Here is a 23,859-nt window from a genome sequence, read left to right on the forward strand (position 1 = left end):
GTTACCGGGTGGAATTCTCGGAATCGGAACCGCCGCCGGCAGGCGGGCGGGCCGTCGATGCCGCGCCGACGGGCGCGGCGTCGCGAGGTGCGGCGCGCAAGGCGACGCCGGCCGCGTCGCGCGTCTGCACGAATTCTTTCTCGAAATCGAAGGTCTTGCGGGCCGTGGACATCGCCATCACCACCTCGACACCCGGGCCGGCATCCTTGAGCCAGAACCAGAGGCGCCGTTCGCGCACGTAGAACATCGAGAAGATGCCGGCGACCAGCAGCAGGCTGCCAAGATACACCAGATTCTTGCCGGGTGCGCGCGTCAGCTGAAATACCGAAGCTTGCACCTGCTTGAATGAGTCTAGCTGCAGATAGACGGGCGATCCATACAGAAAGCTGTCGGATAGCGCATTGATCGCGTTCTGCACGAATCGGATCGTGTCGGTGCCCTGCTGGGCGGCCTGCTCGCCGGCCCGCTCGCGCGCGATCTGCCACACCTCCCACATCGAGCCCTCGAGCATCCGCAGCAGCAGGCTCGCGGCCTTCTCCTGCTCGGCCTTCGGCACCGAGCGGTCGATGAACGTCGCCACGGCCTGGAAGCCGCCGATCGGCTGGCCGTCGGCGCCGCGGCCGACGCTGTCGTCGCTGGCGGCAAACAGGGTCAGCACCTTCGCTGCGCTGTCCTGCAGGCGGCCGCGCAGCGATGCGTCGGTGCCCGGCAGCGAACGCTGCGCGAAGCGCGCGGCGGCTTCCGCACGCACGGCCGGATCCTCGAGCGCGGCGCGCAGGTGCATCCATTCGCCGATCGAATCCTGGCTGTCGGCCGGAATCCGCATGTAGCGGAACGGGTCGTTCGGGCTCGCGCGCACGCCGGCGAGGAACACGCGCACGCCGTTCATGTCGACGGGCAACATGTAGTTGTTGAATTCGCGCGCCTGGCCGTCCTTGCCGCGGATCTTGTACTGCACGGACGGGCCTATGTTGTGGAGCTGCACCGGCTTCGACGTCTTCGCGCCGGAGCCGAGCCGTTCGTCGAACGCCTCCTTCAGCGACGCCGTCTTCGCGACGCCGCGCACGTCCGGCTTGCCGTTCGCGTCGATCATGTTCTCGACGTTGATCGCGCGGAAATCGGAGAACTCGATCGTATCGCCGTCGGCGCCCGGCATCTGCAGCGGCGCCGAACTGCCGATCGTGCCCTGCACGGGGAAGGCCTTCGCGTTGCCGCCCGTCATCGGGTAGGCCGTCATCTGCATCTGCGAGCCGCCGTCCTGGAAGCTCGACTGGTAGATCGACACGCCCTTGTACGTGAACGGCTTGTTGACCTCGACGCGCGCCGGGATCTTCTGGCCGGTCTCGCGATCGATCACGACGATATCGCTCGCGAACAGCTTCGGCATGCCCGTCGTGTAGTAGTCGACGATGAACTTGTTGAGCCGGATCGAGAACGGCAGGTCCTGGATCAGCGAGCCGCTCGGCTGGTTCAGGATCGCGGTCGACACGAACTGGCCCTCGGGCACCCACGCATAACCGCGGAACGTCGGGTTCGACGCGGACAGGCGATGGTCGGGCGAGATCTCGCTGATCGTCGCGCTCGTGTTGACCGGGCTCTTGCCGAACATCCACATCTGGAATTTGATCGGCAGGTTGCTGTCGAGCAGGCCGCCGATACAGATCACGACGATCGCGAGGTGCGCGGAGATATAGCCCCACTTGGTCATCGCACCGCGCTTCGCGGAGATCAGCGTCGCGCCGTCGGTTTCACGCACGACGTGCTTGTAGCCGGCCTTGGTGACGAACGTGGCGAGTGTCGCCGCAACGGTCGCGCGCGTGCCGGAAGCCGTGTACTCGGCCTTGTGGTGGAACGCGCGCAGGCTGCCTTCGCGGACCTTGTCCTTCCAGCTCTTCGCATCGGCGAGCATCTTCGGCGCGTTGCGGATCACGCACAGCGAGATCGACGTGACGAGGAAGATCAGGATCAGCATGAACCACCACGCGCTGTACACGTTGTACAGGCCGAGCGAGCGGAAGATGTCCGCCCAGAACGGCCCGAACTGGTTCACGTAATTCGGATACGGATCGTCCTGGGTCAGGACCGTGCCGACGATGCTCGCGATCGACAGCACCACCAGCAGCGCGATCGCGAAACGCATCGAGCTCAGTAGCTCGACCGCGCGCTTCGACGCACCCTGACCCGACTTCGACTGCAACCCCGACGTGGTAACGCTCATTCAAACTCCGACTAAGGGGAAACAGCCCCCACGCTCACTGTGTTCGCCTGGGGGGCGCAGCCCCCCATCGCCTGCAAGCCTCTTCATCCCGGCTTGGCCCGGCGAGTGCCGACAAAAAAGGGCGAGGCAACCGCAACGGTGCGGCGCCCCACCCTTTTCTTGTTCTGACTCCGGACGCCCTTCGGGCGCCCGGTCATTCCATTCGCGACCGGCCGCTCAACGCAGGCCCGCGATGTAATCCGCGACGGCCTTGATCTCGTTGTCCGACAGGCGCGTCGCGATCTGATGCATCGCGTCGTTGTTGTTGCGCGCGCCGACACCCTGCTGGAACGCGGTCAACTGCGCGACCGTGTAATCGGCCCACTGCCCAGACAGACGCGGGTACTGGACCGGAATCCCCTGCCCGGTCGGCCCGTGGCAGCTCGCGCAGGCGGGTACGCCTTTCTCCGCGATGCCGCCGCGATAGATCTTCTGGCCGATCGGCACGGTCGCCGCATCGCGTGCGGTACCGAGCTTCGTCGTCTGCGACCCGTAGTACGCGGCGACGTTGCGCATGTCGTCCGCGCTCAGCGCACTCGCGAATCCGACCATCACCGCGTTGGTACGCACCGGCCCCTTCGTGCCCGGCTGCGTCTTGAAGTCGTTCAACTGCTTGACCAGATACTCGGGATGCTGGCCGGCAAGCTTCGGGAAACTGCCCGACGCGCTATTGCCATCGGCGCCGTGACACGACGCACAGACCTGCCCGGCAATCGCCTTGCCGCGGTCCAGATCCGGCTTTGCCACATCCGCCGCGTTTGCCTCCGCTACGAAACCTACGAACCCTGCTGCAACCTGAAGCACCATCAGAGACTTGCACAGTCGATTCATTCGCACACCCTGTTTCGTCTTGTGGGAATTTGAGGTTCTGCAAAAAACGACGGCGACCAGTCTACCGCAGAAGCCACATAAAAGCGCGAGGCAGGCGCCCTGAGGCCTTCGGTAAAACCGCCGTATTGTACAATATCGTGTTGAAAGCTCCCGCGCCTATCGGGGCTACCCCGCCTCCACCAAGCGGCTCGCGCCGCCCGTCCTTCCGGTTCCCATGGCCTTTCTGCTCCATCAAGCCCGCTTCTACACGACCGTCAACCATCTGCGCGACCTGCCGCCGACGGTACAGCCGGAAATCGCGTTCGCGGGCCGCTCGAATGCCGGCAAGTCGACGGCGATCAACGTGCTGTGCAACCAGAAGCGGCTGGCCTTCGCATCGAAGACGCCCGGCCGCACGCAGCATATCAACTACTTCTCCGTCGGCCCGGCCGCCGAGCCCGTCGCGAACATCGTCGACCTGCCCGGCTACGGCTACGCGGAAGTGCCGGGCGCCGCGAAGGCGCACTGGGAAATGCTGCTGTCGTCCTACCTCGCGACCCGCTCGCAGCTCTGCGGCCTGATCCTGATGATGGATTCGCGTCGTCCGCTGACCGACCTCGATCGCCGCATGATCGAGTGGTTCACGCCGACCGGCAAGCCGATCCACACGCTGCTGACGAAGTGCGACAAATTGACGCGGCAGGAAAGCATCAACGCGCTGCGGACCACGCAAAAAGGTCTGGATGCGTATCGCGACCAGGGCGTCCAGGGCAAGCTGACGGTCCAGCTGTTCTCCGCACTGAAGCGCACGGGGCTCGACGAGGCGCATGAGCTGATCGAGAGCTGGGTGCGGCCGTCCGTCGCCGACGAAAAAAGCGAGCCTGTAGCACAATGATCGGGCAACGCGCGGCCGGGATCGGCGGCGCGCACCTGACGGCGCCTGCGGATTCGGCCGGCTCATAAAAAAACCCGCCGTTTAACGGCGGGTCAAACAGCCTAATCGAAAAACGACAGGCACCCGCTCAGGGAGGAGAAGCGGGGAGTTGCACGCGACGCGTGCCGCTCGATCGCTATCATATACCAACGCTCCCGAAAATGACCTAAGGGTTCCGTAAGGTCCTTACTGCCCTGATTTCTGCCCAATCGACATGAGCTTCCATCCGCTTCATCGTCCGCGCCGGATGCGCCGCGACGACTTCTCCAGGCGCCTGATGCGCGAAAACCGCCTGACCACCGACGACCTGATCTATCCGGTGTTCGTCGTCGACGGCACCAACGAACGGCAGCCGGTGCCGTCGATGCCCGGCGTCGAGCGCGTGTCCGTCGATCTGCTGATGCACGTCGCCGAGCAATGCGTCGAACTCGGCGTGCCCGTGCTGTCGCTGTTCCCGGCCATCGAGCCGTCGCTGAAAACGCCTGACGGCCGCGAGGCAGCCAATCCGGAAGGCCTGATCCCGCGTGCGGTGCGCGAGCTGAAGAAGCGCTTCCCCGAGCTCGGCGTGCTGACCGACGTCGCACTCGATCCGTACACGAGCCACGGCCAGGACGGCGTGCTCGACGAGAACGGCTACGTGATCAACGACGACACGATCGAGATCCTGGTCGACCAGGCGCGTGCGCAGGCCGAAGCAGGCGTCGACATCGTCGCGCCGTCGGACATGATGGACGGCCGCATCGGCGCGGTCCGCGAGATGCTGGAAAGCGACGGCCATATCCATACGCGCATCATGGCCTACTCGGCCAAGTTCGCGTCGGCGTTCTACGGCCCGTTCCGCGACGCGGTCGGCTCGGCATCCAACCTGGGCAAGGGCAACAAGATGACCTACCAGATGGATCCGGCGAACAGTGACGAAGCGCTACGCGAAGTGCGCCTCGACATCGACGAAGGCGCCGACATGGTGATGGTCAAGCCCGGCATGCCGTACCTCGACATCGTGCGTCGCGTGAAGGACGAGTTCCGCTTCCCGACCTACGTGTACCAGGTGAGCGGCGAATACGCGATGCTGAAGGCTGCCGCGATGAACGGCTGGCTCGACCACGACAAGGTCGTGCTCGAGTCGCTGCTCGCGTTCAAGCGCGCGGGCGCAGACGGCGTGCTCACGTACTTCGCGCTCGACGCCGCGCGTCTGCTGAAAGCGCAACGCTGATCGCGCGCCGGCAGGCGTAAGGAAAAACGGCGGGACACCTCGGTGTTCCGCCGTTTTTTTTGCCGCCGATCGAGGCCGCCTGCCAGCCGACGTCGAATCGTCAGCTCATGCCGCGCGAGCACCCCGGTTCACAGCCGCCCCCAGTGGGCAGCGTCATACCGTCGGGACAGCAGCCCGATCGAGGCTGCGCAGGAACGTCTCGGCCGCCTGATAGCCGACCACGCGCCCGATTTCGTTGCCGCTGCGGTCGAAGAAGATGATGCCCGGCGGTCCGAACAGGTTGAAGCGCTTGAGCAGCGCCTGGTCATCCGGGTTGTTCGCGGTGACATCCGCGCGCACGAGGTGAAGCTTCGCGAGCCGCGCCTGCACGCGCGCGTCGGTAAACGTCAGATGCTCCATCTCCTTGCAGCTCACGCACCAGTCGGCGTAGAAGTCGAGCATCACGGGCCGGCCCGACGTCTTCAGCAGCGCGTCGAGCTCGCTACTGGAGCGCACCGATGCGAACGCGGGCCCGTCCTGCGCGGCTGCCGCGCCCGCCGCCGCACCGCCCGACGCAACCGTGCGAGCCGCAAGCACGGCCAGCGGCTTGACGGGATCGGTCGACCCTGCAGCCAGACCGACGAGCAGCGTCGCCGCCCAGATCGCGAGCGCGGCGCCCACGCCGCGGCCCAGGCGGCGCCAGATCGACGCGGCGCCGGCATTCGGCGTGAACAACCCGAGCGCCGCGGCCGCGATGAGCAGCCACAACGCGGCGAGCACCATCTTCAGGCCGCCCGCAAGCACGGGCCACACGATCCACAACGCGGCCGCGAGCAGCACGATGCCGAAGAACACCTTCACGCCATCCATCCACGCGCCCGCACGCGGCAGCACCGTCCCGGCACCGACGCCGACGACCAGCAGCGGCACGCCGAGCCCCAGCCCCATCGCGAACAGCGCCGCACCGCCGAGCAGCGCATTGCCGGTGTGCGCGATGAAGGCGAGCACCGCGAACAGCGGCGCCGTCATGCATGCGCCGACGACCAGCGCCGACAATGCGCCCATCGCGGCAACCGCGGCGAAATGGCCGCCCTGGCGCGCGCTGGATGCCCCGGCCGCGCCGTTCTGCCAGCGCTCGGGCAGAGCGATGTCCTTGCCCGAAATCAGCGATACGGCGAATGCGGTGAGCAGCACGCCGAACGCGCCGAGCACCCACGGGTTCTGCAGCCACGCGCCGAGACTCTGGCCGACCAGCGCCGCGGCGATGCCGAGCACCGTATAGACCAGCGCCATGCCGAACACGTAGGTCAGCGACAGCGCGAAGCCGCGCGCATGCGTCGCGCGCGTGCCCTGGCCGATGATGATCGCGGACACGATCGGAATCATCGGGTACGAACAGGGCAGGAGGCTCAGCACGACGCCAGCGACGAAGTACAGCGCGACGATCGTGAAGAAGCCGTGCCCTTCGAGCAGCGACTGCGCGAAATCGGCGCTCGTGACCTTGTCGAGCCAGCTGCCCGCAGCAGCCGTGTCGCCGGACGACGATGCGGCTGCACCCAGCGCGGCGCCGTCGACCTTCACGACGTGCTCGGCCGGCGGATAGCAGATCCCTTCGTCCGCGCACCCCTGCGACGTCACCGCGAGCTCGAACGGCCCCGACGCCTGCTTGACCGGCACGTGCACCACGACTTCGTCACGATAGGTCTCGACGTCCTTCTGGAACGTCTGGTCGAACTTCACGTGGCCGGCCGGCAATTGGGGCTCGCCGAGCGTCGCCTGTCCGCTCTTCACCGCGAACGCGAACCGCTCGCGATACAGGTAATAACCGTTGGCGACCTTGAAGCGGACGTCCACCTGTCCCGGCGATTCGCTCGCGCTGAACTTGAAAGCGACCGCCGGATCGAGGAAATCGTCGGCCGCGCGCGCGACGGACAGCCCGCCCAGCAAGAGCGCGAACGACAACAGGACTGCAAGAAGCCGCAGCGCGCGCACGCGCACGGGAAGCGCCATACCGTTAAACATGAAATAGACGTTGAGTTTCGCTGGTCACCCACTGGCCGTACGCGGCCGATGCCGTCGCCTGCCACGAGACGATTTCGGGCGTCTCGTACGGATGATGCGCAAGAATAAATCGCTCCAGTTCGAGCGCCCGCACGGGGCTCGTCTTGAACAACAACTGGATCTCGTCGGCCGTTTCGACCTTGCCCTGCCAGTGATAGCGCGACTTGATCGCACCGAGCTCCGACACGCACGCGGCAAGCCGCGCGTCGAGCGCACCGTCGGCGAGCGCAGTTGCCGTCGCCGCATCGGGTACCGTCGTCAGCATCAGCACCACTATCATCCGTGCACTCCTGGCTGGTCTACCGGCTCCTGCCGGCGCGGGTTGCCCATCTGGGAACTACGCCGATTGCCCCGTATCGTAGCGCAGCCCGCGCAACGCTGCCGGGGCCGGCCTGCGACAATCGATCGCAGCCGGCGTCTCAAAAACAAAAAGGGCCAAGCAATCGCTCGGCCCCTTTCAGATACTGCTGCGTACCGGAAGCTTATTCAGCTTCTTGCACGTTTTCCGTTTCGTCGACTTCCGGACGGTCGAGCAGCTCGACCAGTGCCATCGGTGCGTTGTCGCCGACGCGGAAGCCGAACTTCAGCACGCGCAGGTAGCCGCCCGGACGGTTCGCGAAACGCGGACCGAGCACGTCGAACAGCTTCGCCACCGAGTCACGATCGCGCAGGCGGTTGAACGCCAGGCGACGGTTTGCCAGCGACGGCTTCTTGCCGAGCGTGATCAGCGGCTCGACGACTTTACGGAGTTCCTTCGCCTTCGGCAGCGTCGTCTTGATGACTTCGTGCTCGATCAGCGAGTTGGACATGTTACGGAGCATAGCCAGACGGTGGCTGCTCGTGCGGTTCAGTTTCCGCAGACCATGACGATGGCGCATTTCAGTTTCCTTGATTCAAAGTTTTGATCCAGCTCTTCTATCGCACCTCAAAGGGTGCACGGGCCGGTAACGAAAAAAGCAAGATGCGGATTTTAAAGGAAAATCCGCATCTTTGCCAACTGCAGCAACAACCGGGCTTACTTGTCGAGACCAGCCGGCGGCCAGTTCTCGAGCTTCATGCCCAGCGTGAGACCGCGCGAAGCGAGCACTTCCTTGATCTCGTTGAGCGACTTGCGACCGAGGTTCGGCGTCTTCAGCAGCTCGTTTTCCGTGCGCTGGATCAGATCGCCGATGTAGTAGATGTTCTCGGCCTTCAGGCAGTTCGCCGAACGAACCGTCAGCTCGAGATCGTCCACCGGACGCAGCAGGATCGGATCGATCTGCGGTGCGCGCGACGGTGCCTCGGCAGCCGTTTCCGTGCCTTCCAGTGCCGCGAACACGGACAGCTGGTCGACCAGGATGCGGGCCGATTGACGGATCGCTTCTTCCGGCGTGATCACGCCGCTCGTCTCGATGTTCATCACGAGCTTGTCGAGGTCGGTACGCTGCTCGACACGTGCGCTTTCGACAGCGTAGCTCACGCGGCGAACCGGCGAGAACGATGCGTCGAGGACGATGCGGCCGATGATCTTGGCCGTGTCTTCGCCGTAGCGACGGACGTTGCCGGGCACATAGCCGCGGCCCTTCTCGATCTTGATCTGAACGTCGAGCTTGCCGCCCTTCGACAGGTGCGCGATCACGTGATTCGGGTTGATGACTTCGCAATCGTGAGCCAGCTCGATATCGCCGGCCGTGACGACGCCTTCGCCTTCCTTGCGCAGCGTAACCGTCACTTCGTCACGGTTATGCAGCTTGAACACCACACCCTTCAGGTTCAGCAGCAGGTTGACGACGTCTTCTTGCACGCCATCAAGCGTCGAGTACTCGTGCACCACGCCCGCGATCGTGACTTCGGTCGGCGCGTAGCCAACCATCGACGACAGCAGCACGCGGCGAAGCGCATTGCCCAAGGTATGGCCGTAACCGCGTTCGAACGGCTCCATGACCACCCTCGCGTGGTTCTCGCCCAGCGATTCCACGGCGATGATCTTGGGTTTCAGCAAACTGGTTTGCATGGGCTTTCCTTTTCAATACCCTCGGCTCGTTACACCGATAAGGCTGACCGGTAACAACCAGAAAATAAACAGCCGAGGCCCTTCCTTGCGCAACGCAATCGGGGTACCTCGGCCGTCAATCGGATTAACGCGAATACAATTCGACGATCAGGCTTTCGTTGATGTCGCCTGCGATGTCAGCGCGTTCCGGCATTTGCTTGAACGTGCCTTCGAACTTCTTCGCATCGACTGCAACCCAGCTCGGCATGCCGCCTTGCTCGGCCAGCGACAGCGCTTCGACGATACGCGCCTGCTTCTTCGCCTTTTCGCGGATCGCGACGATGTCACCCGCCTTCACTTGCTGCGACGGGACGTTCGCGACGACGCCGTTCACCGTGATCGACTTGTGGCTCACGAGCTGACGCGCTTCAGCGCGGGTCGAGCCGAAGCCCATGCGATACACGACGTTGTCGAGGCGCGACTCGAGCAGTTGCAGCAGGTTTTCACCCGTGTTGCCCTTGCGGCGGTCGGCTTCAGCGAAGTAGCGGCGGAACTGACGCTCCAGCACGCCGTAGATACGCTTGACCTTCTGCTTTTCGCGCAGCTGCGTACCGTAGTCGGACGTACGTGCGCCCGAGGTACGGCCGTGCTGACCCGGCTTGCTGTCGAGCTTGCACTTGTCGGCGAGCGAGCGGCGCGCGCTCTTCAGGAACAGGTCGGTGCCTTCACGGCGGGACAGCTTGGCTTTGGGGCCGATATAACGTGCCACTTTGCATTCCTTTATCAATCAGTCACGCGGATCGAAATCCGCGCTAGTCCGCTCCCTTTGGGGCGAACGGTGGGCTTAGTCAATCAAAAAAGCAACGCCCGTCGACGCTGAGCGGCGACAGGCAATGCGCTAGCACGTGCGTGCCAGCACATTCTTAGATACGACGACGCTTCGGCGGGCGGCAGCCGTTGTGCGGAATCGGGGTGACGTCCGAAATCGCGGTGATCTTGATGCCGAGGCCATGCAGTGCACGCACTGCCGACTCGCGACCCGGGCCCGGGCCCTTGATCCGCACTTCCAGATTCTTCACGCCATATTCCATCGCGACGCGGCCAGCCGACTCGGCTGCGACCTGAGCAGCGAACGGCGTCGATTTGCGCGAGCCCTTGAAGCCCTGGCCGCCCGACGTCGCCCATGCCAGCGCGTTGCCTTGGCGATCGGTGATCGTGATGATCGTGTTGTTGAACGACGCGTGGACGTGAACCACACCTTCAGCGACGTTCTTCTTAACCTTCTTGCGAACGCGTTGCGCCGCGGTGTTCGAAGCCTTAGCCATTACGTTTTCCTGTAACTGTCAGTTCCGCTTACTTCTTCAGCGCTTGCGCTGCACGACGCGGACCCTTACGGGTACGTGCGTTCGTACGCGTACGCTGACCGCGCATCGGCAGGCCCTTGCGATGACGGACGCCACGGTAGCAACCGAGGTCCATCAGGCGCTTGATGTTCATCGTCACTTCACGGCGCAGATCGCCTTCGACGACAAACTTGCCCACTTCTTCACGCAGCTTTTCGAGATCTGCGTCGGTCAGGTCCTTGACCTTCTTCGAGAATTCCACGCCAGCTGCCACGCAGATGCTGCGCGAGCGCGTGCGGCCGACACCGAAGATTGCCGTCAGGCCAATCTCGGTATGCTGGTGATTCGGGATGTTAACCCCTGCGATACGAGCCATTGTTTTTCCTCAAACAAAAAGCGCAAACAAACGCGCGGTCAGCCTTGGCGCTGCTTGTGGCGCGGATCCGAGCTGCAGATCACGCGAACGACGCCTTTGCGCTTGATGATCTTGCAATTGCGGCAAATGCGCTTAACCGATGCCATCACTTTCATGATAATACCCTTTTTTCAAATCACTTCGCCCGGAACACGATCCGCGCACGAGACAGATCGTAAGGCGTCAACTCAACCGTCACCTTGTCGCCCGGGAGAATGCGGATGTAGTGCATCCGCATCTTTCCGGAGATATGCCCCAACACGACATGGCCGTTTTCCAGCTTCACACGGAAGGTCGCATTCGGGAGGTTTTCGATCACCTCACCCTGCATCTGGATTACATCGTCTTTGGCCATAGTCCTTATTAACGCATTGGGATGTTGCCGCCCTTGAAGTTGGCCTTCTTGAGCAGCGACTCATACTGTTGCGACATAACGTACGACTGCACCTGCGCCATAAAGTCCATCGTGACGACGACAATGATCAGCAGCGACGTTCCACCAAAATAAAACGGCACGTTCCAGCGCAGCACCAGGAATTCCGGCAGCAGACACACGAAGACGATGTAGATCGCACCGGCCAGCGTCAGACGCGTGAGGATGCGGTCGATATATCGTGCGGTCTGATCGCCCGGACGGATGCCCGGAACAAACGCGCCGCTCTTCTTCAGGTTGTCCGCGGTTTCCCTGCTGTTGAACACCAGTGCGGTGTAGAAGAAGCAGAAAAACACGATTGCCAGCGTGTACAGCAGCACATAGACCGGCTGGCCCGGCTTCAGCGCTTCCGCAACGTTATGCAACGTATTGGAAATCCAGCTTCCCGTCGGCTGACCGGTACTGAACCAGCCGAGAATCGTTGCCGGGAACAGGATGATCGACGATGCGAAGATCGGCGGAATCACGCCCGACATGTTCAGCTTCAGCGGCAGGTGCGACGACTGCCCGCCGTAGATCTTGTTGCCGACCTGGCGCTTCGCGTAGTTCACGAGGATCTTCCGCTGACCGCGTTCGATGAACACGACCAGGTAAGTCACCGCGGCAATCAGAACGACGATGATGATCGCCGAAATGATGCTCATCGAACCCGTACGCACCAGCTCGAACAGCCCACCGACGGCATTCGGGAACCCTGCTGCGATCCCGCCGAAGATGATGATCGAGATACCGTTGCCCAGACCACGCTCGGTAATCTGCTCGCCGAGCCACATCAGGAACATCGTGCCGGTAACCAGCGTCACGACCGTCGTCAGACGGAACAGCATGCCGGGATCGGTGACGAGGCCCGGCTGGTTTTCCAGCGCAGCCGCGATACCGAACGCCTGGAAGGTCGCGAGCACCACGGTGAAATACCGCGTGTACTGCGTGATCTTCCGTTGCCCTGCCTGCCCTTCCTTCTTCAGCGCCTCGAGCTGCGGCGAGACGATCGCCAGCAACTGCATGATGATCGACGCCGAAATGTACGGCATGATCCCCAGCGCAAAGATCGTGAAGCGGGAAAGTGCGCCACCCGAGAACATGTTGAACATGCCCAGGATGCCACCCGCCTGGCTCTGGAACAGCTTAGCCAGTTGATCCGGATCGATGCCCGGCACGGGAATGTGCGCGCCGATGCGATAGACGATCAGCGCCAGGAGCAGGAACATCGCTCGCCGACGCAGATCGCCGAATTTCGCCGTGCTTCGACCGGGTTTTGCAAGACTCGGGCTGTTAGCCAAGTACCTTCTCCGATGAATGCAAGTGACGACGCGCTACGCGTGTCACTCGGCGAACGAACCGCCAGCCGCTTCGATCGCAGCGCGCGCACCCTTGGTGGCACCGAGACCCTTCACGACGATCTTGCGCTTCAGTTCACCCGTCGCGATGATCTTTGCGCTCTTCGTCAGCTCGCCGACCAGGCCGGCTTGCTTCAGTGCGAGCAGATCGATCTCGTCGACCGGCAGCTTCTCGAGGTCGCCCAGGCGCACTTCACCGACGAATTCCTTCGTCAGCGAAGTGAAGCCGCGCTTCGGCAGACGACGTTGCAGCGGCATCTGACCGCCTTCGAAACCGACTTTGTGGAAGCCGCCCGAACGCGATTTCTGACCCTTGTGACCACGGCCAGCCGTCTTGCCGAGGCCCGAACCGATGCCACGGCCGACGCGACGCTTGGCGTGCTTGGCGCCAGCTGCCGGCTTCAGGTTATTCAATTCCATATCAACTCCTTGATCCGTAGGGCCGCTTACGCGATGACCTTAACGAGGTACGAGACCTTGTTGATCATGCCGCGGACCGCCGGCGTGTCCTGCAGCTCGCTGACCGAGTTGAGTCGGCGCAGGCCCAGGCCACGCACGGTCGCGCGGTGCGATTCGCGGGTCCCGATCAGGCTCTTAACGAGCTGAACCTTGACAGTTTTTTCAGACATGGTGACCACCCGGGCTTAGCCCAAAATTTCTTCGACGGACTTGCCGCGCTTCGCCGCGATGTCTGCCGGGGTGGACTGCTTGCGCAGGCCGTCCAGCGTGGCGCGAACGAGGTTGTACGGGTTCGTCGAACCGTGGCTCTTAGCCACAACGTTCTGAACGCCCATCACGTCGAACACTGCGCGCATCGGGCCGCCGGCGATCACGCCCGTACCTGCCTTCGCCGGAGCGAGGAGGACGGCCGATGCACCGTGCTTGCCGTGCACTTCGTGCTGCAGCGTGCCGTTCTTGAGCGGCACCTTGAACATGTTGCGGCGAGCTTGTTCCATTGCCTTCTGGACAGCGACCGGCACTTCCTTCGCCTTGCCCTTGCCCATACCGATGCGGCCATCACCATCGCCAACCACGGTCAGTGCGGCGAAGCCGAGAATACGGCCACCCTTCACGACCTTGGTCACGCGATTGACCGAAATCATCTTTTCACGAAGGCCGTCGTCGCGCTCGTCAGCCTGAACTTTCGCTTGCATCTTTGCCATGACGAATTCCTTCCTTAGAACTTGAGCCCAGCTTCGCGAGCTGCCTCAGCCAGCGCTTTAACGCGGCCGTGGTAGCGGAAGCCCGAGCGGTCGAAGGCGACGGATTCGATGCCGGCGGCCTTTGCCTTCTCGGCAATACGCTTGCCGATCAGCGTCGCGGCGTTAACGTTGCCGCCCTTGCCCGACTTGTCGGCGAGCTCGGCGCGCACTTCTGCCTCGAGCGTCGACGCACTGGCCAGCACCTTGGTGCCGCAGGGCGAGAACACTTGAGCGTAGATGTGCGTGTTCGTGCGATGCACGGCGAGACGCGCGACCTGCAGCTCAGCGATCTTGATACGCGTCTGGCGAGCGCGGCGCAGGCGAGATTGAGTCTTATCCATGATTGCGCACCCTTACTTCTTCTTCGTTTCTTTGAGGATCACAACCTCGTCGGAATAGCGCACGCCCTTGCCCTTGTAGGGCTCCGGCGGACGGTAACCGCGAACTTCCGCAGCTACTTGACCGACTTGTTGCTTGTTGATCCCCTTGATCACGATTTCGGTTTGCGTCGGGGTTTCAGCCTTGACGCCTTCCGGCATCTGGTGCACCACCGGGTGCGAGAAACCCAGCGACAGGTTCAGCTTGTCGCCTTGCGCTTGCGCACGGTAACCGACGCCAACCAGCGTCAGCTTGCGCTCGAAACCCTTGGTCACGCCGTGCACGGCATTCGCGATGATCGCGCGCATCGTGCCCGACAGTGCATTTGCTTCGCGGCTTTCGTCGACCGGCGACAGATTCAGCGTGCCGTCGTTGTTCGCCACGTTCACGAGCGGATTGATCGCTTGCGTGATGGTGCCCAGCGGGCCCTTGACGGTGATTGCACCGTCGGCCAGCTTGACTTCCGCGCCTTGCAGCGCGATCGGGCTCTTACCTACTCGAGACATGTTTCTCTCTCCTCGGCTTTAAGCGACGTAGCAGATGACTTCGCCGCCGACGCCGGTAGCGCGCGCCTTGCGGTCGGTCATCACGCCCTTCGGCGTCGACACGATTGCCACGCCGAGGCCATTCATGACCTGCGGAATGTCGTTACGACCGCGGTAGACGCGCAGGCCAGGCTTCGACACGCGCTCGAGGCGTTCGATGACCGGACGGCCAGCGTAGTACTTCAGCGCGATGTTCAGTTCTGCCTTCGCGCCTTCAGCCTTCACCGCGAAATCGTCGATATAACCTTCGTCCTTCAGGACTTGCGCGATTGCAACCTTGACCTTCGACGAGGGCATCGCGACCGATACCTTCTCGACCATCTGCGCGTTGCGGATGCGAGTCAGCATATCGGCGATAGGATCACTCATGCTCATTTACGTTTCTCCTATTACCAGCTCGCCTTGGTCAGGCCAGGAATCTCGCCACGGAATGCGATTTCACGAATCTTGTTACGCGCGAGGCCGAATTTACGGAACGTGCCACGCGGACGGCCCGTGATCGCGCAGCGGTTACGCTGGCGGGTCGGGTTTGCGTTGCGGGGCAGTTGCTGCAGCTCCAGGCGTGCTTCGTAGCGCTCTTCTTCCGACTTGCTTTGGTCTTCGACGATCGCCTTCAGCGCTTCGCGCTTTGCTGCGAACTTCGCGACCAGGCGGGCGCGCTTCTTTTCACGTTCGATCAGTGCCAGTTTAGCCACGGTAACCTCAGTTTCTGAACGGGAACTTGAAGCTGGCGAGCAGAGCCTTTGCTTCGTCGTCGGTCTTCGCAGTCGTCGTGATGCTGATGTTCAGCCCACGCAGTGCGTCGATCTTGTCGTAGTCGATTTCGGGGAAAATGATCTGCTCTTTCACACCGATGTTGTAGTTGCCACGGCCATCGAAAGCACGACCCGACACGCCGCGGAAGTCACGCACGCGGGGCAGGGCAACGGTCACGAAACGGTCGAGGAATTCATACATCGCACGACCACGCAGCGTCACCATCGCGCCGATGGGGTAACCCTGGCGGATCTTGAAGCCTGCGATTGCCTTGCGCGCCTTCGTCACGACCGGCTTCTGACCAGCGATCTTCGTGAGGTCGCCAACGGCGTTCTCGATGATCTTCTTGTCAGCGATCGCTTCGCCAAGACCCATGTTCAGCGTGATCTTGGTGATGCGCGGCACTTCCATGACCGACTTGTAACCGAACTTCTCGATCAGGCCGGGCACAACCTTTTCTTTGTAAAACTCTTGAAAACGAGCCATTTTTTACTCCGCTGCGTCAGGCGCTCAGTACGGCACCGGTCGTCTTCAGGAAGCGAACCTTCTTGCCTTCCTCGACCTTGATGCCAACACGCGACGCCTTGCCATTCGCGTCGACCAGTGCGACGTTCGAAATATGCAGGGGCATCGTCTTCGCTTCCACGCCGCCCGTCGTACCCTTCATCGGGTTCGGCTTCACATGCTTCTTGACGAGGTTGATACCTTCAACCGTCACATGCTCAGCACCGACAGCCAGCACGACGCCGCGCTTGCCCTTGTCCTTGCCGGTAACGACGATCACTTCGTCACCCTTGCGAATCTTGTTCATCGCGACTCCTTACAGCACTTCCGGCGCCAGCGAAACGATCTTCATGAATCGTTCGCTACGCAGCTCACGCGTCACCGGCCCGAAGATACGGGTGCCGATCGGCTCGAGCTTGTTATTCAAAAGCACAGCGGCGTTGCCGTCGAACTTGATCAGCGAGCCGTCTTGACGGCGCACACCCTTGGCGGTGCGGACCACCACGGCGTTGTAAATTTCGCCTTTCTTCACGCGCCCGCGCGGCGTTGCCTCTTTGACGCTCACCTTGATGATGTCGCCAATGCCGGCATAACGACGCTTCGAGCCGCCGAGCACCTTGATGCACAGGACTTCACGTGCACCCGTGTTGTCGGCTACTTCGAGCCGAGATTCGGTCTGGATCATGGTTTGTCTTTCCCAACTTAATCCGGATGCACCACCATGATGCATTCGGTCAGTCTTGGTCCCGTCAGCCAATCGGCTGCTTGGGTTGGAACAGCAGCGACGGCAAACGAAACCCGCCATCGCAATTCGGTGAATCTTTCGGACAGGCTGGCGCCAGTCCGCTTCCCCCACCAACTTCGCCCGCGACGGGGCTCCCATAAAGAGGGAAGACCAGGATTATAACAAATAACCCTGGTCACGCAAGCAAAAACTTTGCGATTTCAAGCACTTCGTGGAGAAGTGCCTGTTACTGCCTACCGCACGGCCCGCTTAGATGACGCGAGCTGCTTCGACGAGGCGCGACACCGTCCAGGCCTTCGTCTTCGAAACAGGACGAGTTTCCTGGATTTCGACGAGATCGCCTTCGTTGCAGGTGTTCGCTTCATCGTGCGCGTGGTACTTCTTCGAGCGCACGACATACTTGCCGTAGATCGGGTGCTTGACGCGGTGCTCGATCAGCACGGTGACGGTCTTGTCCATCTTGTTGCTGACGACCCGACCGACCAGCGTCCGCTTCAGCGAGGTTTTCACGCTATCGTTCATTTCTGGTTCGCCTTCTGAGTCATGACGGTCCGCACACGTGCGATGTCGCGACGAACCTTCTTCAGCTGGCTCGTGTTCGTGAGCTGCTGGGTCGCGAGTTGCATGCGCAGGCCGAATTGCGCCTTCAGCAGGTCCGCCAGCTCCTTGTTGAGCGCGGCCTGGTCTTTCTGGAGAAGTTCGGAAGCCTTCATGTTTTCTCCTTAGGCGCCGAGCTGGCGCACGATGAATGCCGTCTTCAGCGGCAGCTTGGCTGCAGCCAGACGGAACGCTTCGCGTGCCAGTTCTTCGGTTACGCCGTCCATTTCATAGAGCATCTTGCCCGGCTGAATCTCGGCGACGTAGTACTCCGGGTTACCCTTACCGTTACCCATACGCACTTCGGCCGGCTTCTGCGAAATCGGCTTGTCCGGGAAGATCCGGATCCAGATGCGGCCGCCACGCTTGATGTGACGCGTCATTGCACGACGCGCCGCTTCAATTTGACGTGCGGTCAGACGACCGCGACCGATCGCCTTCAGGCCGAATTCACCGAACGACACTGCGTTGCCGCGCGTCGCCTTGCCGGTGTTACGACCCTTCTGCTCTTTACGATACTTTCTGCGTTTCGGTTGCAGCATCGTTATTCTCCAGTCTTGCCGTCTTCGGGCTTGCCGGCGCCACGGCGCGGTGCGCCACGGCGAGCACCCGGAGCGCCGCCTTCGCCGTCACGGCGCGGACGACGATCGCCCGGACGCGCATTGCGACGCGGACGCTTGTCTTCGGCTACTTCTTCCACCACCGGTGCGTCATTGCGGCCGAGCGTGTCGCCCTTGTACACCCACACCTTGACGCCGATGATCCCGTAGGTCGTCTTCGCTTCCGAAGTCGCGTAGTCGATATCGGCACGCAGCGTGTGAAGGGGCACGCGACCTTCGCGATACCACTCCGTACGAGCGATTTCGATACCGTTCAGACGGCCGGCGCTCATGATCTTGATGCCCTGGGCACCCAGACGCATCGCGTTCTGCATCGCACGCTTCATCGCGCGACGGAACATGATCCGGCGCTCGAGCTGTTGCGTGATCGAGTCAGCGATCAGTTGCGCATCGGTTTCCGGCTTGCGGATCTCTTCGATGTTGACGTGGACCGGAACGCCCATGCGGCGTTGCAGTTCCGTCTTCAGCTGTTCGATATCCTCGCCCTTCTTGCCGATGACGACGCCCGGACGCGAGCTGTAAATCGTGATGCGCGCGTTCTTTGCCGGACGCTCGATGACGACCCGACCGACCGAAGCGTTCTTCAGCTTCTTCTTCAGGTACTCACGAACACCGATGTCTTCCTGCAGCATCGCCGCGAAATTGTTGTTGTTCGCGTACCAACGCGAAGCCCAATTACGGCTGACAGCCAGGCGGAAGCCAGTCGGATGAATTTTCTGTCCCATCGTATGGCTCCTTAATTCCCGACCGTCACAGTGATGTGACAGGATTGCTTCTCGATGCGGTTACCGCGGCCCTTGGCGCGCGCGGTGAAACGCTTGAGCGATGCAGCCTTGTCGACGTAGATGCTCTTGATCTTGAGCTCGTCGATATCGGCGCCTTCGTTGTGCTCCGCATTCGCGATTGCCGACAGCACAACCTTCTTCACGATGCCAGCCGCCTTCTTCGGCGAGAACGTCAGAACGTTCAGCGCCTTGTCGACCGGCAAACCGCGGATCTGGTCAGCCACAAGGCGCGTTTTTTGCGCCGAGATGCGGGCACCGCGATGAATTGCTTTCACTTCCATCTTGATTGCCCCTTATTTCTTGGCCTTCTTGTCGGCTGCGTGACCCTTGAACGTACGGGTCAGTGCGAACTCGCCAAGCTTGTGGCCGACCATGTTTTCCGAGATGTACACCGGAACGTGTTGACGGCCGTTGTGAACAGCGATCGTCAGGCCGATGAAATCCGGCAGAATCGTCGAGCGACGCGACCAGGTCTTGATCGGCTTTTTGTCGCGCGAAGCTGCAGCCGCCTCAACTTTCTTCAGCAAATGGGCGTCGCAGAACGGACCTTTTTTAACAGAACGTGCCATTGCCTACTCCTTAACGCTTGTGACGGCGCTGGACGATCATCGTCGTCGTGCGCTTGTTGCTGCGGGTGCGGTAACCCTTAGCCGGCGTACCCCACGGGCTCACCGGGTCGCGACCTGCAGCCGTCTTGCCCTCACCACCACCGTGCGGGTGATCGACCGGGTTCATCGCAACGCCACGCACCGTCGGGCGGATACCGCGCCAGCGGTTCGCGCCAGCCTTGCCGATCTGGCGCAGGCTATGCTCTTCGTTGCCGACTTCACCGATCGTTGCACGGCACTCGATGTGCACGCGGCGGATTTCGCCCGAACGCAGGCGAACCTGCGCGTAGACGCCTTCGCGCGCCAGCAGCATGGCCGACGTGCCAGCCGAACGCGCCATTTGCGCGCCCTTGCCCGGCAGCATCTCGATGCAGTGGATCGTCGTACCGACCGGAATGTTGCGGATCGGCAGCGTGTTGCCTGCACGGATCGGCGCTTCCGAACCCGACATCAGCTGTTGGCCGACGGTCAGGCCCTTCGGGGCGATGATGTAGCGACGCTCGCCGTCTGCGTAGAGCACCAGCGCGATGTTCGCGCTGCGGTTCGGGTCGTACTCGAGACGCTCGACCTTTGCCGGGATGCCATCCTTCGTGCGACGGAAATCGACGATACGATAGTGCTGCTTGTGGCCACCGCCCTTATGGCGCGTGGTGATGCGGCCGTTGTTGTTACGGCCGGCGGTCGAGCTCTGCGAGTCGAGCAGTGCCGCGAACGGCTTGCCCTGGTGCAGGTTCTTGTTGACCACCTTGACCATCGCGCGGCGACCCGGCGAAGTCGGTTTAACTTTAACGATTGCCATGATTACTTGGCCTCCGCTTCAAAGTTGATTTCCTGGCCGGGCTTCAGGCAAACGTACGCCTTCTTCACGTCCTTGCGGCGGCCCATCGAACGGCCAAAGCGCTTCTGCTTGCCCTTCTGAACCAGCACGTTGACGGAGTCAACTTCAACCTTGAACAGCAGCTCGACAGCCGCCTTCACTTCCTGCTTCGTGGCATCCGGCGCGACTTCGAACACGACTTGCTCGTTCTTGTCGGCAACCAGCGTCGCCTTTTCCGAGATCACCGGTGCGAGCAGGACCTGCATCAAACGATGATCGTTCTTGCGAATCTCGCTCATGACAGCAACTCCTCGATCTGGGCGACCGCAGCCTTCGTGACCAGCACTTTCTTGAAGTAGATCAGCGACAGCGGGTCAGCGTAGCGCGGCTCGACAATTGCCACGTGCGGCAGGTTGCGCGAAGCCAGGTACAGGTTTTCGTCAACCGTGTCGGTGATGATCAGCACGGAGTCGAGACCCATGGTCTTGAATTTTTCGGCCAGCAGCTTGGTCTTCGGCGCTTCGAGGATGATGTCCTCAACGACCGACAGACGGCCTTCACGGGCCAGCTGCGAGAAGATCGAGCAGAGACCTGCGCGATGCATCTTCTTGTTGACCTTGTGCGAGAAGTTTTCTTCCGGCGAGTTCGGGAAGATACGACCACCGCCACGCCACAGCGGGCTCGACGACATACCGGCACGAGCACGGCCCGTACCCTTCTGGCGCCACGGCTTCTTGGTGGTGTGCTTGACCTGCTCGCGGTCCTTCTGCGCGCGGTTACCCTGGCGAGCATTCGCCTGGTAAGCGACGACGACCTGGTGGATCAGCGCTTCGTTGTAGTCACGACCGAACACGACGTCCGATGCGTTGACCACTGCACCTTCCTGACCATTTTCGTTCAGGAGCTTGAGTTCCATTATTTCGCCCCCTTGGTCTTGACGGCCGGCGTGACAAAAACCTTGCCACCCTTCGCGCCCGGAATCGCACCCTTGACGAGCAGCAGCTTGCGCTCTGCGTCGATACGAGCGATTTCGAGGTTCTGCACCGTCACGGTCACGTCACCCATGTGACCCGTCATGCGTTTACCCGGGAACACGCGACCCGGATCCTGCGCCATACCGATCGAGCCCGGCACGTTGTGCGAGCGCGAGTTACCGTGCGTGGCACGGCCGGAGGAGAAGTTGTAACGCTTGATCGTACCGGCGTAGCCCTTACCGATCGACACGCCTTGCACGTCGACCTTCTGGCCCACTTCGAAAAGATCTGCACCGACCACGGCGCCATTCGACAGCTCGGCTGCCTTGGCCGCGTCAATGCGGAATTCCTTGAGGATTTCACCGGCTTCGACACCGGCTTTGGCGAGATGACCTGCCAGCGGCTTCGTCACGCGCGAGGCGCGGCGGGAGCCGAATGCAACCTGCACGGCCGTGTAGCCGTCGGTTTCAACAGTCTTGATCTGCGTCACGCGGTTGTCCGACACGTCCAGCACGGTGACGGGAATCGAATCCCCTTCAGCCGTGAAGATACGGGTCATGCCAACCTTGCGACCTACGAGTCCAAGGCTCATCATTTTCTCCATTCCCGACTGCGATTGGTCGGGGCTGATTTACAAAATGCCGGGCACGCAAGGCCCAACTTTTTTACGCGAATACGCGAAAAGCCAAGCAGTATAGCCCGACCTCTCGATTTCCGCAAGCAATACAAAGACTTAGCACCGCCCGGCAAGCCGTTCGGTGCGGGAAGCCTTACTGCAGCTTGATTTCCACGTCGACGCCAGCCGGCAGATCGAGCTTCATCAGCGCGTCAACCGTCTTGTCGGTCGGATCGACGATGTCCATCAGGCGCTGGTGGGTGCGGATTTCGAGCTGATCGCGCGACGTCTTGTTGACGTGCGGCGAACGCAGGATGTCAAAACGCTGAATGCGCGTCGGCAGCGGCACCGGACCACGGACGATTGCGCCAGTCCGCTTCGCGGTATCGACGATCTCGGCAGCCGATTGATCGATCAGACGATAGTCGAAAGCCTTCAGGCGAATGCGGATTTTCTGTTGCTGCATGACGATTCCTTGAAAAGAGCGAGGCGATGTTGCATCGCCGGACACTAAAAGAACGTGAAACATGACGCCTGCGGGGAGCGAGACATCAGGTTCCGGACAGTACTTCCACTGCTAAGCCCGCGATTCTACACGAAATTCTGGAGCGGTGGTGCGGGTTTCTCGGCCCATGCAACGAAGCACCGGAAAAACAAAACCGGGTGCCAGCGCAAGCTGGACACCCGGTTTCGACGGCACAACCGCATACCGTGGAATCGCGGACCCCGTCGGGATCCGCGGATCGTCGATATTACTCGATGATCTTGGCGACGACGCCGGCGCCGACGGTACGGCCGCCTTCGCGGATTGCGAAGCGCAGACCTTCTTCCATCGCGATCGGAGCGATCAGCTTCACCGTGATCGACACGTTGTCGCCCGGCATCACCATTTCCTTGTCCTTCGGCAGCTCGATCGAGCCCGTCACGTCCGTCGTACGGAAGTAGAACTGCGGACGGTAGTTGTTGAAGAACGGCGTGTGACGACCGCCTTCGTCCTTGCTCAGCACGTACACTTCAGCCGTGAAGTGCGTGTGCGGCGTGATCGAACCCGGCTTCGCCAGAACCTGGCCACGCTCCACGTCTTCACGCTTCGTGCCGCGCAGCAGGATACCGACGTTGTCGCCTGCCTGACCTTGGTCCAGCAGCTTGCGGAACATTTCAACGCCCGTGCAGGTCGTCTTCACCGTCGGCTTGATACCGACGATTTCGATTTCTTCGCCGACCTTCACGATGCCGCGCTCGACACGACCCGTCACCACCGTACCACGGCCCGAGATCGAGAACACGTCTTCCACCGGCATCAGGAACGCGCCGTCAACTGCACGCTCCGGCGTCGGGATGTACGTGTCCAGCGCGTCGGCCAGGCTCATGATCGCCACTTCGCCCAGCTCGCCCGTGTCGCCTTCCAGCGCCAGCTTCGCCGAACCCTTCACGATCGGCGTGTCGTCGCCCGGGAAGTCGTACTTCGACAGGAGTTCGCGAACTTCCATCTCGACCAGCTCGAGCAGTTCAGCGTCGTCCACCATGTCGCACTTGTTCAGGAACACGATGATGTACGGAACGCCAACCTGACGCGCCAGCAGGATGTGCTCACGCGTTTGCGGCATCGGGCCGTCTGCTGCCGAGCAAACCAGGATCGCGCCGTCCATCTGTGCCGCGCCCGTGATCATGTTCTTCACATAGTCAGCGTGGCCCGGGCAGTCGACGTGTGCGTAGTGGCGGTTAGCCGTTTCGTACTCGACGTGTGCCGTGTTGATCGTGATGCCGCGCGCCTTTTCTTCCGGTGCCGCGTCGATCTGGTCGTATGCCTTCGCTTCGCCGCCGAACTTCTTCGTCAGAACCGTCGTGATCGCTGCCGTCAGCGTCGTCTTGCCGTGGTCAACGTGACCAATCGTACCAACGTTCACGTGCGGCTTGGTCCGCTCAAACTTTTCCTTTGCCATGATTCTCTTCTTTCA

At 61.9% G+C, this 23,859-nt stretch carries 36 protein-coding genes; 2 read left to right on the top strand and 34 right to left on the bottom strand.

Going from position 1 to position 23,859, the window contains the following annotated elements:
• Position 1 precedes the first annotated feature (1 nt).
• Together KVT39_RS28575 and KVT39_RS28580 are read right to left on the bottom strand one after the other, a co-directional pair.
• A complete protein-coding gene (locus KVT39_RS28575) occupies positions 2-2,218 on the bottom strand; it encodes a cytochrome c biogenesis protein ResB (protein ID WP_217590731.1) in 2,217 nt (738 codons plus the stop codon).
• A 216-nt stretch (positions 2,219-2,434) separates the two neighbouring features.
• Positions 2,435-3,088, bottom strand: a complete 654-nt coding sequence (locus KVT39_RS28580; RefSeq protein ID WP_217590735.1) for a cytochrome c — start codon at positions 3,086-3,088, stop codon at positions 2,435-2,437.
• A gap of 214 nt (positions 3,089-3,302) precedes the next feature.
• On the opposite strand from KVT39_RS28580, the gene yihA reads away from it, so the two are divergent.
• Together yihA and hemB are read left to right on the top strand one after the other, a co-directional pair.
• Complete coding sequence (gene yihA / locus KVT39_RS28585) at positions 3,303-3,962, top strand: ribosome biogenesis GTP-binding protein YihA/YsxC (protein WP_152859248.1); 660 nt, start codon at positions 3,303-3,305, stop codon at positions 3,960-3,962.
• A 253-nt stretch (positions 3,963-4,215) separates the two neighbouring features.
• Positions 4,216-5,214 carry a porphobilinogen synthase gene (gene hemB, locus KVT39_RS28590; RefSeq protein WP_034183609.1) on the top strand — a complete coding sequence of 333 codons (999 nt, stop codon included), beginning with the start codon at positions 4,216-4,218 and terminating at the stop codon, positions 5,212-5,214.
• 153 nt (positions 5,215-5,367) lie between these two features.
• On the opposite strand, the gene dsbD is transcribed toward hemB, so the two are convergent.
• The 32 genes from dsbD to tuf form a co-directional block, all read right to left on the bottom strand.
• Positions 5,368-7,215, bottom strand: coding sequence for a protein-disulfide reductase DsbD (gene dsbD / locus KVT39_RS28595; RefSeq protein ID WP_217590732.1), 1,848 nt, complete (start codon positions 7,213-7,215; stop codon positions 5,368-5,370).
• On the bottom strand, positions 7,208-7,534 hold the full coding sequence (gene cutA / locus KVT39_RS28600; protein WP_034183607.1) for a divalent-cation tolerance protein CutA: 327 nt from the start codon (positions 7,532-7,534) through the stop codon (positions 7,208-7,210). The genes dsbD and cutA overlap by 8 nt, the downstream gene beginning before the upstream one ends.
• Positions 7,535-7,736: 202 nt before the next feature.
• Complete coding sequence (gene rplQ, locus KVT39_RS28605) at positions 7,737-8,132, bottom strand: 50S ribosomal protein L17 (RefSeq protein ID WP_006477175.1); 396 nt, start codon at positions 8,130-8,132, stop codon at positions 7,737-7,739.
• Positions 8,133-8,269: 137 nt separating this feature from the next.
• Positions 8,270-9,247: a DNA-directed RNA polymerase subunit alpha gene (rpoA, locus tag KVT39_RS28610; protein ID WP_006477176.1), complete on the bottom strand. Its 978-nt coding sequence runs from the start codon at positions 9,245-9,247 to the stop codon at positions 8,270-8,272.
• A 124-nt stretch (positions 9,248-9,371) separates the two neighbouring features.
• Positions 9,372-9,995: a 30S ribosomal protein S4 gene (gene rpsD / locus KVT39_RS28615; RefSeq protein WP_006752934.1), complete on the bottom strand. Its 624-nt coding sequence runs from the start codon at positions 9,993-9,995 to the stop codon at positions 9,372-9,374.
• 154 nt (positions 9,996-10,149) lie between these two features.
• A complete protein-coding gene (gene rpsK, locus KVT39_RS28620) occupies positions 10,150-10,551 on the bottom strand; it encodes a 30S ribosomal protein S11 (RefSeq protein ID WP_004197937.1) in 402 nt (133 codons plus the stop codon).
• Positions 10,552-10,579: 28 nt separating this feature from the next.
• Entirely contained in the window at positions 10,580-10,945 is a 366-nt protein-coding gene (gene rpsM / locus KVT39_RS28625; protein ID WP_034183606.1) for a 30S ribosomal protein S13, read from the bottom strand.
• Positions 10,946-10,983: 38 nt separating this feature from the next.
• Positions 10,984-11,100 carry a 50S ribosomal protein L36 gene (rpmJ, locus tag KVT39_RS28630; protein ID WP_004199844.1) on the bottom strand — a complete coding sequence of 39 codons (117 nt, stop codon included), beginning with the start codon at positions 11,098-11,100 and terminating at the stop codon, positions 10,984-10,986.
• 20 nt (positions 11,101-11,120) lie between these two features.
• A complete protein-coding gene (gene infA, locus KVT39_RS28635; RefSeq protein WP_004521905.1) occupies positions 11,121-11,339 on the bottom strand; it encodes a translation initiation factor IF-1 in 219 nt (72 codons plus the stop codon).
• Positions 11,340-11,347: 8 nt separating this feature from the next.
• The gene (gene secY, locus KVT39_RS28640; protein ID WP_006482915.1) at positions 11,348-12,697 is read right to left on the bottom strand and encodes a preprotein translocase subunit SecY; all 1,350 of its coding nucleotides are present in this window, start codon (positions 12,695-12,697) and stop codon (positions 11,348-11,350) included.
• 42 nt (positions 12,698-12,739) lie between these two features.
• Positions 12,740-13,174 carry a 50S ribosomal protein L15 gene (rplO, locus tag KVT39_RS28645; RefSeq protein WP_006482880.1) on the bottom strand — a complete coding sequence of 145 codons (435 nt, stop codon included), beginning with the start codon at positions 13,172-13,174 and terminating at the stop codon, positions 12,740-12,742.
• A gap of 26 nt (positions 13,175-13,200) precedes the next feature.
• Positions 13,201-13,383, bottom strand: a complete 183-nt coding sequence (gene rpmD / locus KVT39_RS28650; protein ID WP_006400644.1) for a 50S ribosomal protein L30 — start codon at positions 13,381-13,383, stop codon at positions 13,201-13,203.
• 15 nt (positions 13,384-13,398) lie between these two features.
• On the bottom strand, positions 13,399-13,917 hold the full coding sequence (gene rpsE / locus KVT39_RS28655) for a 30S ribosomal protein S5 (protein ID WP_006482895.1): 519 nt from the start codon (positions 13,915-13,917) through the stop codon (positions 13,399-13,401).
• Positions 13,918-13,931: 14 nt separating this feature from the next.
• Positions 13,932-14,297, bottom strand: a complete 366-nt coding sequence (gene rplR, locus KVT39_RS28660; protein WP_006477183.1) for a 50S ribosomal protein L18 — start codon at positions 14,295-14,297, stop codon at positions 13,932-13,934.
• 12 nt (positions 14,298-14,309) lie between these two features.
• Positions 14,310-14,840, bottom strand: coding sequence for a 50S ribosomal protein L6 (gene rplF / locus KVT39_RS28665; protein WP_006758786.1), 531 nt, complete (start codon positions 14,838-14,840; stop codon positions 14,310-14,312).
• A gap of 18 nt (positions 14,841-14,858) precedes the next feature.
• Entirely contained in the window at positions 14,859-15,254 is a 396-nt protein-coding gene (rpsH, locus tag KVT39_RS28670) for a 30S ribosomal protein S8 (protein ID WP_034183605.1), read from the bottom strand.
• 14 nt (positions 15,255-15,268) lie between these two features.
• Positions 15,269-15,574 (bottom strand): 30S ribosomal protein S14, encoded by a 306-nt coding sequence (gene rpsN / locus KVT39_RS28675; RefSeq protein WP_006482884.1) that lies wholly within the window; start codon positions 15,572-15,574, stop codon positions 15,269-15,271.
• A gap of 7 nt (positions 15,575-15,581) precedes the next feature.
• Entirely contained in the window at positions 15,582-16,121 is a 540-nt protein-coding gene (gene rplE / locus KVT39_RS28680; RefSeq protein ID WP_006482882.1) for a 50S ribosomal protein L5, read from the bottom strand.
• A 16-nt stretch (positions 16,122-16,137) separates the two neighbouring features.
• Positions 16,138-16,446 carry a 50S ribosomal protein L24 gene (gene rplX, locus KVT39_RS28685; protein ID WP_006477187.1) on the bottom strand — a complete coding sequence of 103 codons (309 nt, stop codon included), beginning with the start codon at positions 16,444-16,446 and terminating at the stop codon, positions 16,138-16,140.
• A gap of 9 nt (positions 16,447-16,455) precedes the next feature.
• Positions 16,456-16,824, bottom strand: coding sequence for a 50S ribosomal protein L14 (gene rplN / locus KVT39_RS28690; protein ID WP_006482918.1), 369 nt, complete (start codon positions 16,822-16,824; stop codon positions 16,456-16,458).
• 309 nt (positions 16,825-17,133) lie between these two features.
• Entirely contained in the window at positions 17,134-17,406 is a 273-nt protein-coding gene (gene rpsQ / locus KVT39_RS28695; protein ID WP_006752928.1) for a 30S ribosomal protein S17, read from the bottom strand.
• Positions 17,403-17,597, bottom strand: a complete 195-nt coding sequence (gene rpmC, locus KVT39_RS28700; protein ID WP_006400652.1) for a 50S ribosomal protein L29 — start codon at positions 17,595-17,597, stop codon at positions 17,403-17,405. Before rpmC ends, rpsQ begins: the two co-directional genes overlap by 4 nt.
• A gap of 9 nt (positions 17,598-17,606) precedes the next feature.
• Positions 17,607-18,023 (bottom strand): 50S ribosomal protein L16, encoded by a 417-nt coding sequence (gene rplP, locus KVT39_RS28705; protein ID WP_006482873.1) that lies wholly within the window; start codon positions 18,021-18,023, stop codon positions 17,607-17,609.
• 2 nt (positions 18,024-18,025) lie between these two features.
• On the bottom strand, positions 18,026-18,826 hold the full coding sequence (gene rpsC, locus KVT39_RS28710; RefSeq protein WP_006482899.1) for a 30S ribosomal protein S3: 801 nt from the start codon (positions 18,824-18,826) through the stop codon (positions 18,026-18,028).
• Between the two features lie 11 nt (positions 18,827-18,837).
• Positions 18,838-19,167 (bottom strand): 50S ribosomal protein L22, encoded by a 330-nt coding sequence (gene rplV, locus KVT39_RS28715; protein ID WP_004199272.1) that lies wholly within the window; start codon positions 19,165-19,167, stop codon positions 18,838-18,840.
• Positions 19,168-19,179: 12 nt separating this feature from the next.
• Positions 19,180-19,455 (bottom strand): 30S ribosomal protein S19, encoded by a 276-nt coding sequence (rpsS, locus tag KVT39_RS28720; protein WP_004199273.1) that lies wholly within the window; start codon positions 19,453-19,455, stop codon positions 19,180-19,182.
• 10 nt (positions 19,456-19,465) lie between these two features.
• Positions 19,466-20,293 (bottom strand): 50S ribosomal protein L2, encoded by an 828-nt coding sequence (gene rplB, locus KVT39_RS28725; protein ID WP_006482900.1) that lies wholly within the window; start codon positions 20,291-20,293, stop codon positions 19,466-19,468.
• A 2-nt stretch (positions 20,294-20,295) separates the two neighbouring features.
• Positions 20,296-20,610, bottom strand: a complete 315-nt coding sequence (rplW, locus tag KVT39_RS28730) for a 50S ribosomal protein L23 (RefSeq protein ID WP_004199275.1) — start codon at positions 20,608-20,610, stop codon at positions 20,296-20,298.
• Positions 20,607-21,227: a 50S ribosomal protein L4 gene (rplD, locus tag KVT39_RS28735; RefSeq protein ID WP_011350675.1), complete on the bottom strand. Its 621-nt coding sequence runs from the start codon at positions 21,225-21,227 to the stop codon at positions 20,607-20,609. Before rplD ends, rplW begins: the two co-directional genes overlap by 4 nt.
• A complete protein-coding gene (gene rplC, locus KVT39_RS28740; RefSeq protein ID WP_006482922.1) occupies positions 21,227-21,877 on the bottom strand; it encodes a 50S ribosomal protein L3 in 651 nt (216 codons plus the stop codon). The genes rplD and rplC overlap by 1 nt, the downstream gene beginning before the upstream one ends.
• Before the next feature lie 178 nt (positions 21,878-22,055).
• Entirely contained in the window at positions 22,056-22,367 is a 312-nt protein-coding gene (gene rpsJ, locus KVT39_RS28745) for a 30S ribosomal protein S10 (protein WP_004199280.1), read from the bottom strand.
• A gap of 286 nt (positions 22,368-22,653) precedes the next feature.
• A complete protein-coding gene (gene tuf / locus KVT39_RS28750) occupies positions 22,654-23,844 on the bottom strand; it encodes an elongation factor Tu (RefSeq protein ID WP_006482910.1) in 1,191 nt (396 codons plus the stop codon).
• Positions 23,845-23,859: the final 15 nt, after the last annotated feature.

Origin of the sequence: Burkholderia sp. GbtcB21, assembly GCF_019091065.1 — a bacterium.
GTDB classification, from domain to species: Bacteria; Pseudomonadota; Gammaproteobacteria; order Burkholderiales; family Burkholderiaceae; genus Burkholderia; species Burkholderia pyrrocinia_C.

What these genes read in the sequence shown, in the direction of transcription:
- hemB (WP_034183609.1), top strand. Translation starts at nt 4,216, where the DNA reads ATGAGCTTCCATCCGCTTCATCGTCCGCGCCGGATGCGCCGCGACGAC.
- KVT39_RS28575 (WP_217590731.1), bottom strand. Translation starts at nt 2,218, where the DNA reads ATGAGCGTTACCACGTCGGGGTTGCAGTCGAAGTCGGGTCAGGGTGCG.
- rpsM (WP_034183606.1), bottom strand. Translation starts at nt 10,945, where the DNA reads ATGGCTCGTATCGCAGGGGTTAACATCCCGAATCACCAGCATACCGAG.
- cutA (WP_034183607.1), bottom strand. Translation starts at nt 7,534, where the DNA reads ATGATAGTGGTGCTGATGCTGACGACGGTACCCGATGCGGCGACGGCA.
- rpsS (WP_004199273.1), bottom strand. Translation starts at nt 19,455, where the DNA reads ATGGCACGTTCTGTTAAAAAAGGTCCGTTCTGCGACGCCCATTTGCTG.
- rplN (WP_006482918.1), bottom strand. Translation starts at nt 16,824, where the DNA reads ATGATCCAGACCGAATCTCGGCTCGAAGTAGCCGACAACACGGGTGCA.
- KVT39_RS28580 (WP_217590735.1), bottom strand. Translation starts at nt 3,088, where the DNA reads ATGAATCGACTGTGCAAGTCTCTGATGGTGCTTCAGGTTGCAGCAGGG.
- rplQ (WP_006477175.1), bottom strand. Translation starts at nt 8,132, where the DNA reads ATGCGCCATCGTCATGGTCTGCGGAAACTGAACCGCACGAGCAGCCAC.
- rplW (WP_004199275.1), bottom strand. Translation starts at nt 20,610, where the DNA reads ATGAGCGAGATTCGCAAGAACGATCATCGTTTGATGCAGGTCCTGCTC.
- rplV (WP_004199272.1), bottom strand. Translation starts at nt 19,167, where the DNA reads ATGGAAGTGAAAGCAATTCATCGCGGTGCCCGCATCTCGGCGCAAAAA.
- rplR (WP_006477183.1), bottom strand. Translation starts at nt 14,297, where the DNA reads ATGGATAAGACTCAATCTCGCCTGCGCCGCGCTCGCCAGACGCGTATC.
- rplO (WP_006482880.1), bottom strand. Translation starts at nt 13,174, where the DNA reads ATGGAATTGAATAACCTGAAGCCGGCAGCTGGCGCCAAGCACGCCAAG.
- rpmC (WP_006400652.1), bottom strand. Translation starts at nt 17,597, where the DNA reads ATGAAGGCTTCCGAACTTCTCCAGAAAGACCAGGCCGCGCTCAACAAG.
- rpsC (WP_006482899.1), bottom strand. Translation starts at nt 18,826, where the DNA reads ATGGGACAGAAAATTCATCCGACTGGCTTCCGCCTGGCTGTCAGCCGT.
- infA (WP_004521905.1), bottom strand. Translation starts at nt 11,339, where the DNA reads ATGGCCAAAGACGATGTAATCCAGATGCAGGGTGAGGTGATCGAAAAC.
- tuf (WP_006482910.1), bottom strand. Translation starts at nt 23,844, where the DNA reads ATGGCAAAGGAAAAGTTTGAGCGGACCAAGCCGCACGTGAACGTTGGT.
- rplF (WP_006758786.1), bottom strand. Translation starts at nt 14,840, where the DNA reads ATGTCTCGAGTAGGTAAGAGCCCGATCGCGCTGCAAGGCGCGGAAGTC.
- rpmD (WP_006400644.1), bottom strand. Translation starts at nt 13,383, where the DNA reads ATGTCTGAAAAAACTGTCAAGGTTCAGCTCGTTAAGAGCCTGATCGGG.
- rplP (WP_006482873.1), bottom strand. Translation starts at nt 18,023, where the DNA reads ATGCTGCAACCGAAACGCAGAAAGTATCGTAAAGAGCAGAAGGGTCGT.
- yihA (WP_152859248.1), top strand. Translation starts at nt 3,303, where the DNA reads ATGGCCTTTCTGCTCCATCAAGCCCGCTTCTACACGACCGTCAACCAT.
- rplB (WP_006482900.1), bottom strand. Translation starts at nt 20,293, where the DNA reads ATGGCAATCGTTAAAGTTAAACCGACTTCGCCGGGTCGCCGCGCGATG.
- rpmJ (WP_004199844.1), bottom strand. Translation starts at nt 11,100, where the DNA reads ATGAAAGTGATGGCATCGGTTAAGCGCATTTGCCGCAATTGCAAGATC.
- rplC (WP_006482922.1), bottom strand. Translation starts at nt 21,877, where the DNA reads ATGAGCCTTGGACTCGTAGGTCGCAAGGTTGGCATGACCCGTATCTTC.
- rpoA (WP_006477176.1), bottom strand. Translation starts at nt 9,247, where the DNA reads ATGCAAACCAGTTTGCTGAAACCCAAGATCATCGCCGTGGAATCGCTG.
- rplD (WP_011350675.1), bottom strand. Translation starts at nt 21,227, where the DNA reads ATGGAACTCAAGCTCCTGAACGAAAATGGTCAGGAAGGTGCAGTGGTC.
- rplX (WP_006477187.1), bottom strand. Translation starts at nt 16,446, where the DNA reads ATGAACAAGATTCGCAAGGGTGACGAAGTGATCGTCGTTACCGGCAAG.
- rpsH (WP_034183605.1), bottom strand. Translation starts at nt 15,254, where the DNA reads ATGAGCATGAGTGATCCTATCGCCGATATGCTGACTCGCATCCGCAAC.
- rpsK (WP_004197937.1), bottom strand. Translation starts at nt 10,551, where the DNA reads ATGGCTAAGGCTTCGAACACCGCGGCGCAACGCGTTCGCAAGAAGGTT.
- rplE (WP_006482882.1), bottom strand. Translation starts at nt 16,121, where the DNA reads ATGGCTCGTTTTCAAGAGTTTTACAAAGAAAAGGTTGTGCCCGGCCTG.
- rpsJ (WP_004199280.1), bottom strand. Translation starts at nt 22,367, where the DNA reads ATGCAGCAACAGAAAATCCGCATTCGCCTGAAGGCTTTCGACTATCGT.
- rpsE (WP_006482895.1), bottom strand. Translation starts at nt 13,917, where the DNA reads ATGGCAAAGATGCAAGCGAAAGTTCAGGCTGACGAGCGCGACGACGGC.
- rpsQ (WP_006752928.1), bottom strand. Translation starts at nt 17,406, where the DNA reads ATGAACGATAGCGTGAAAACCTCGCTGAAGCGGACGCTGGTCGGTCGG.
- dsbD (WP_217590732.1), bottom strand. Translation starts at nt 7,215, where the DNA reads ATGTTTAACGGTATGGCGCTTCCCGTGCGCGTGCGCGCGCTGCGGCTT.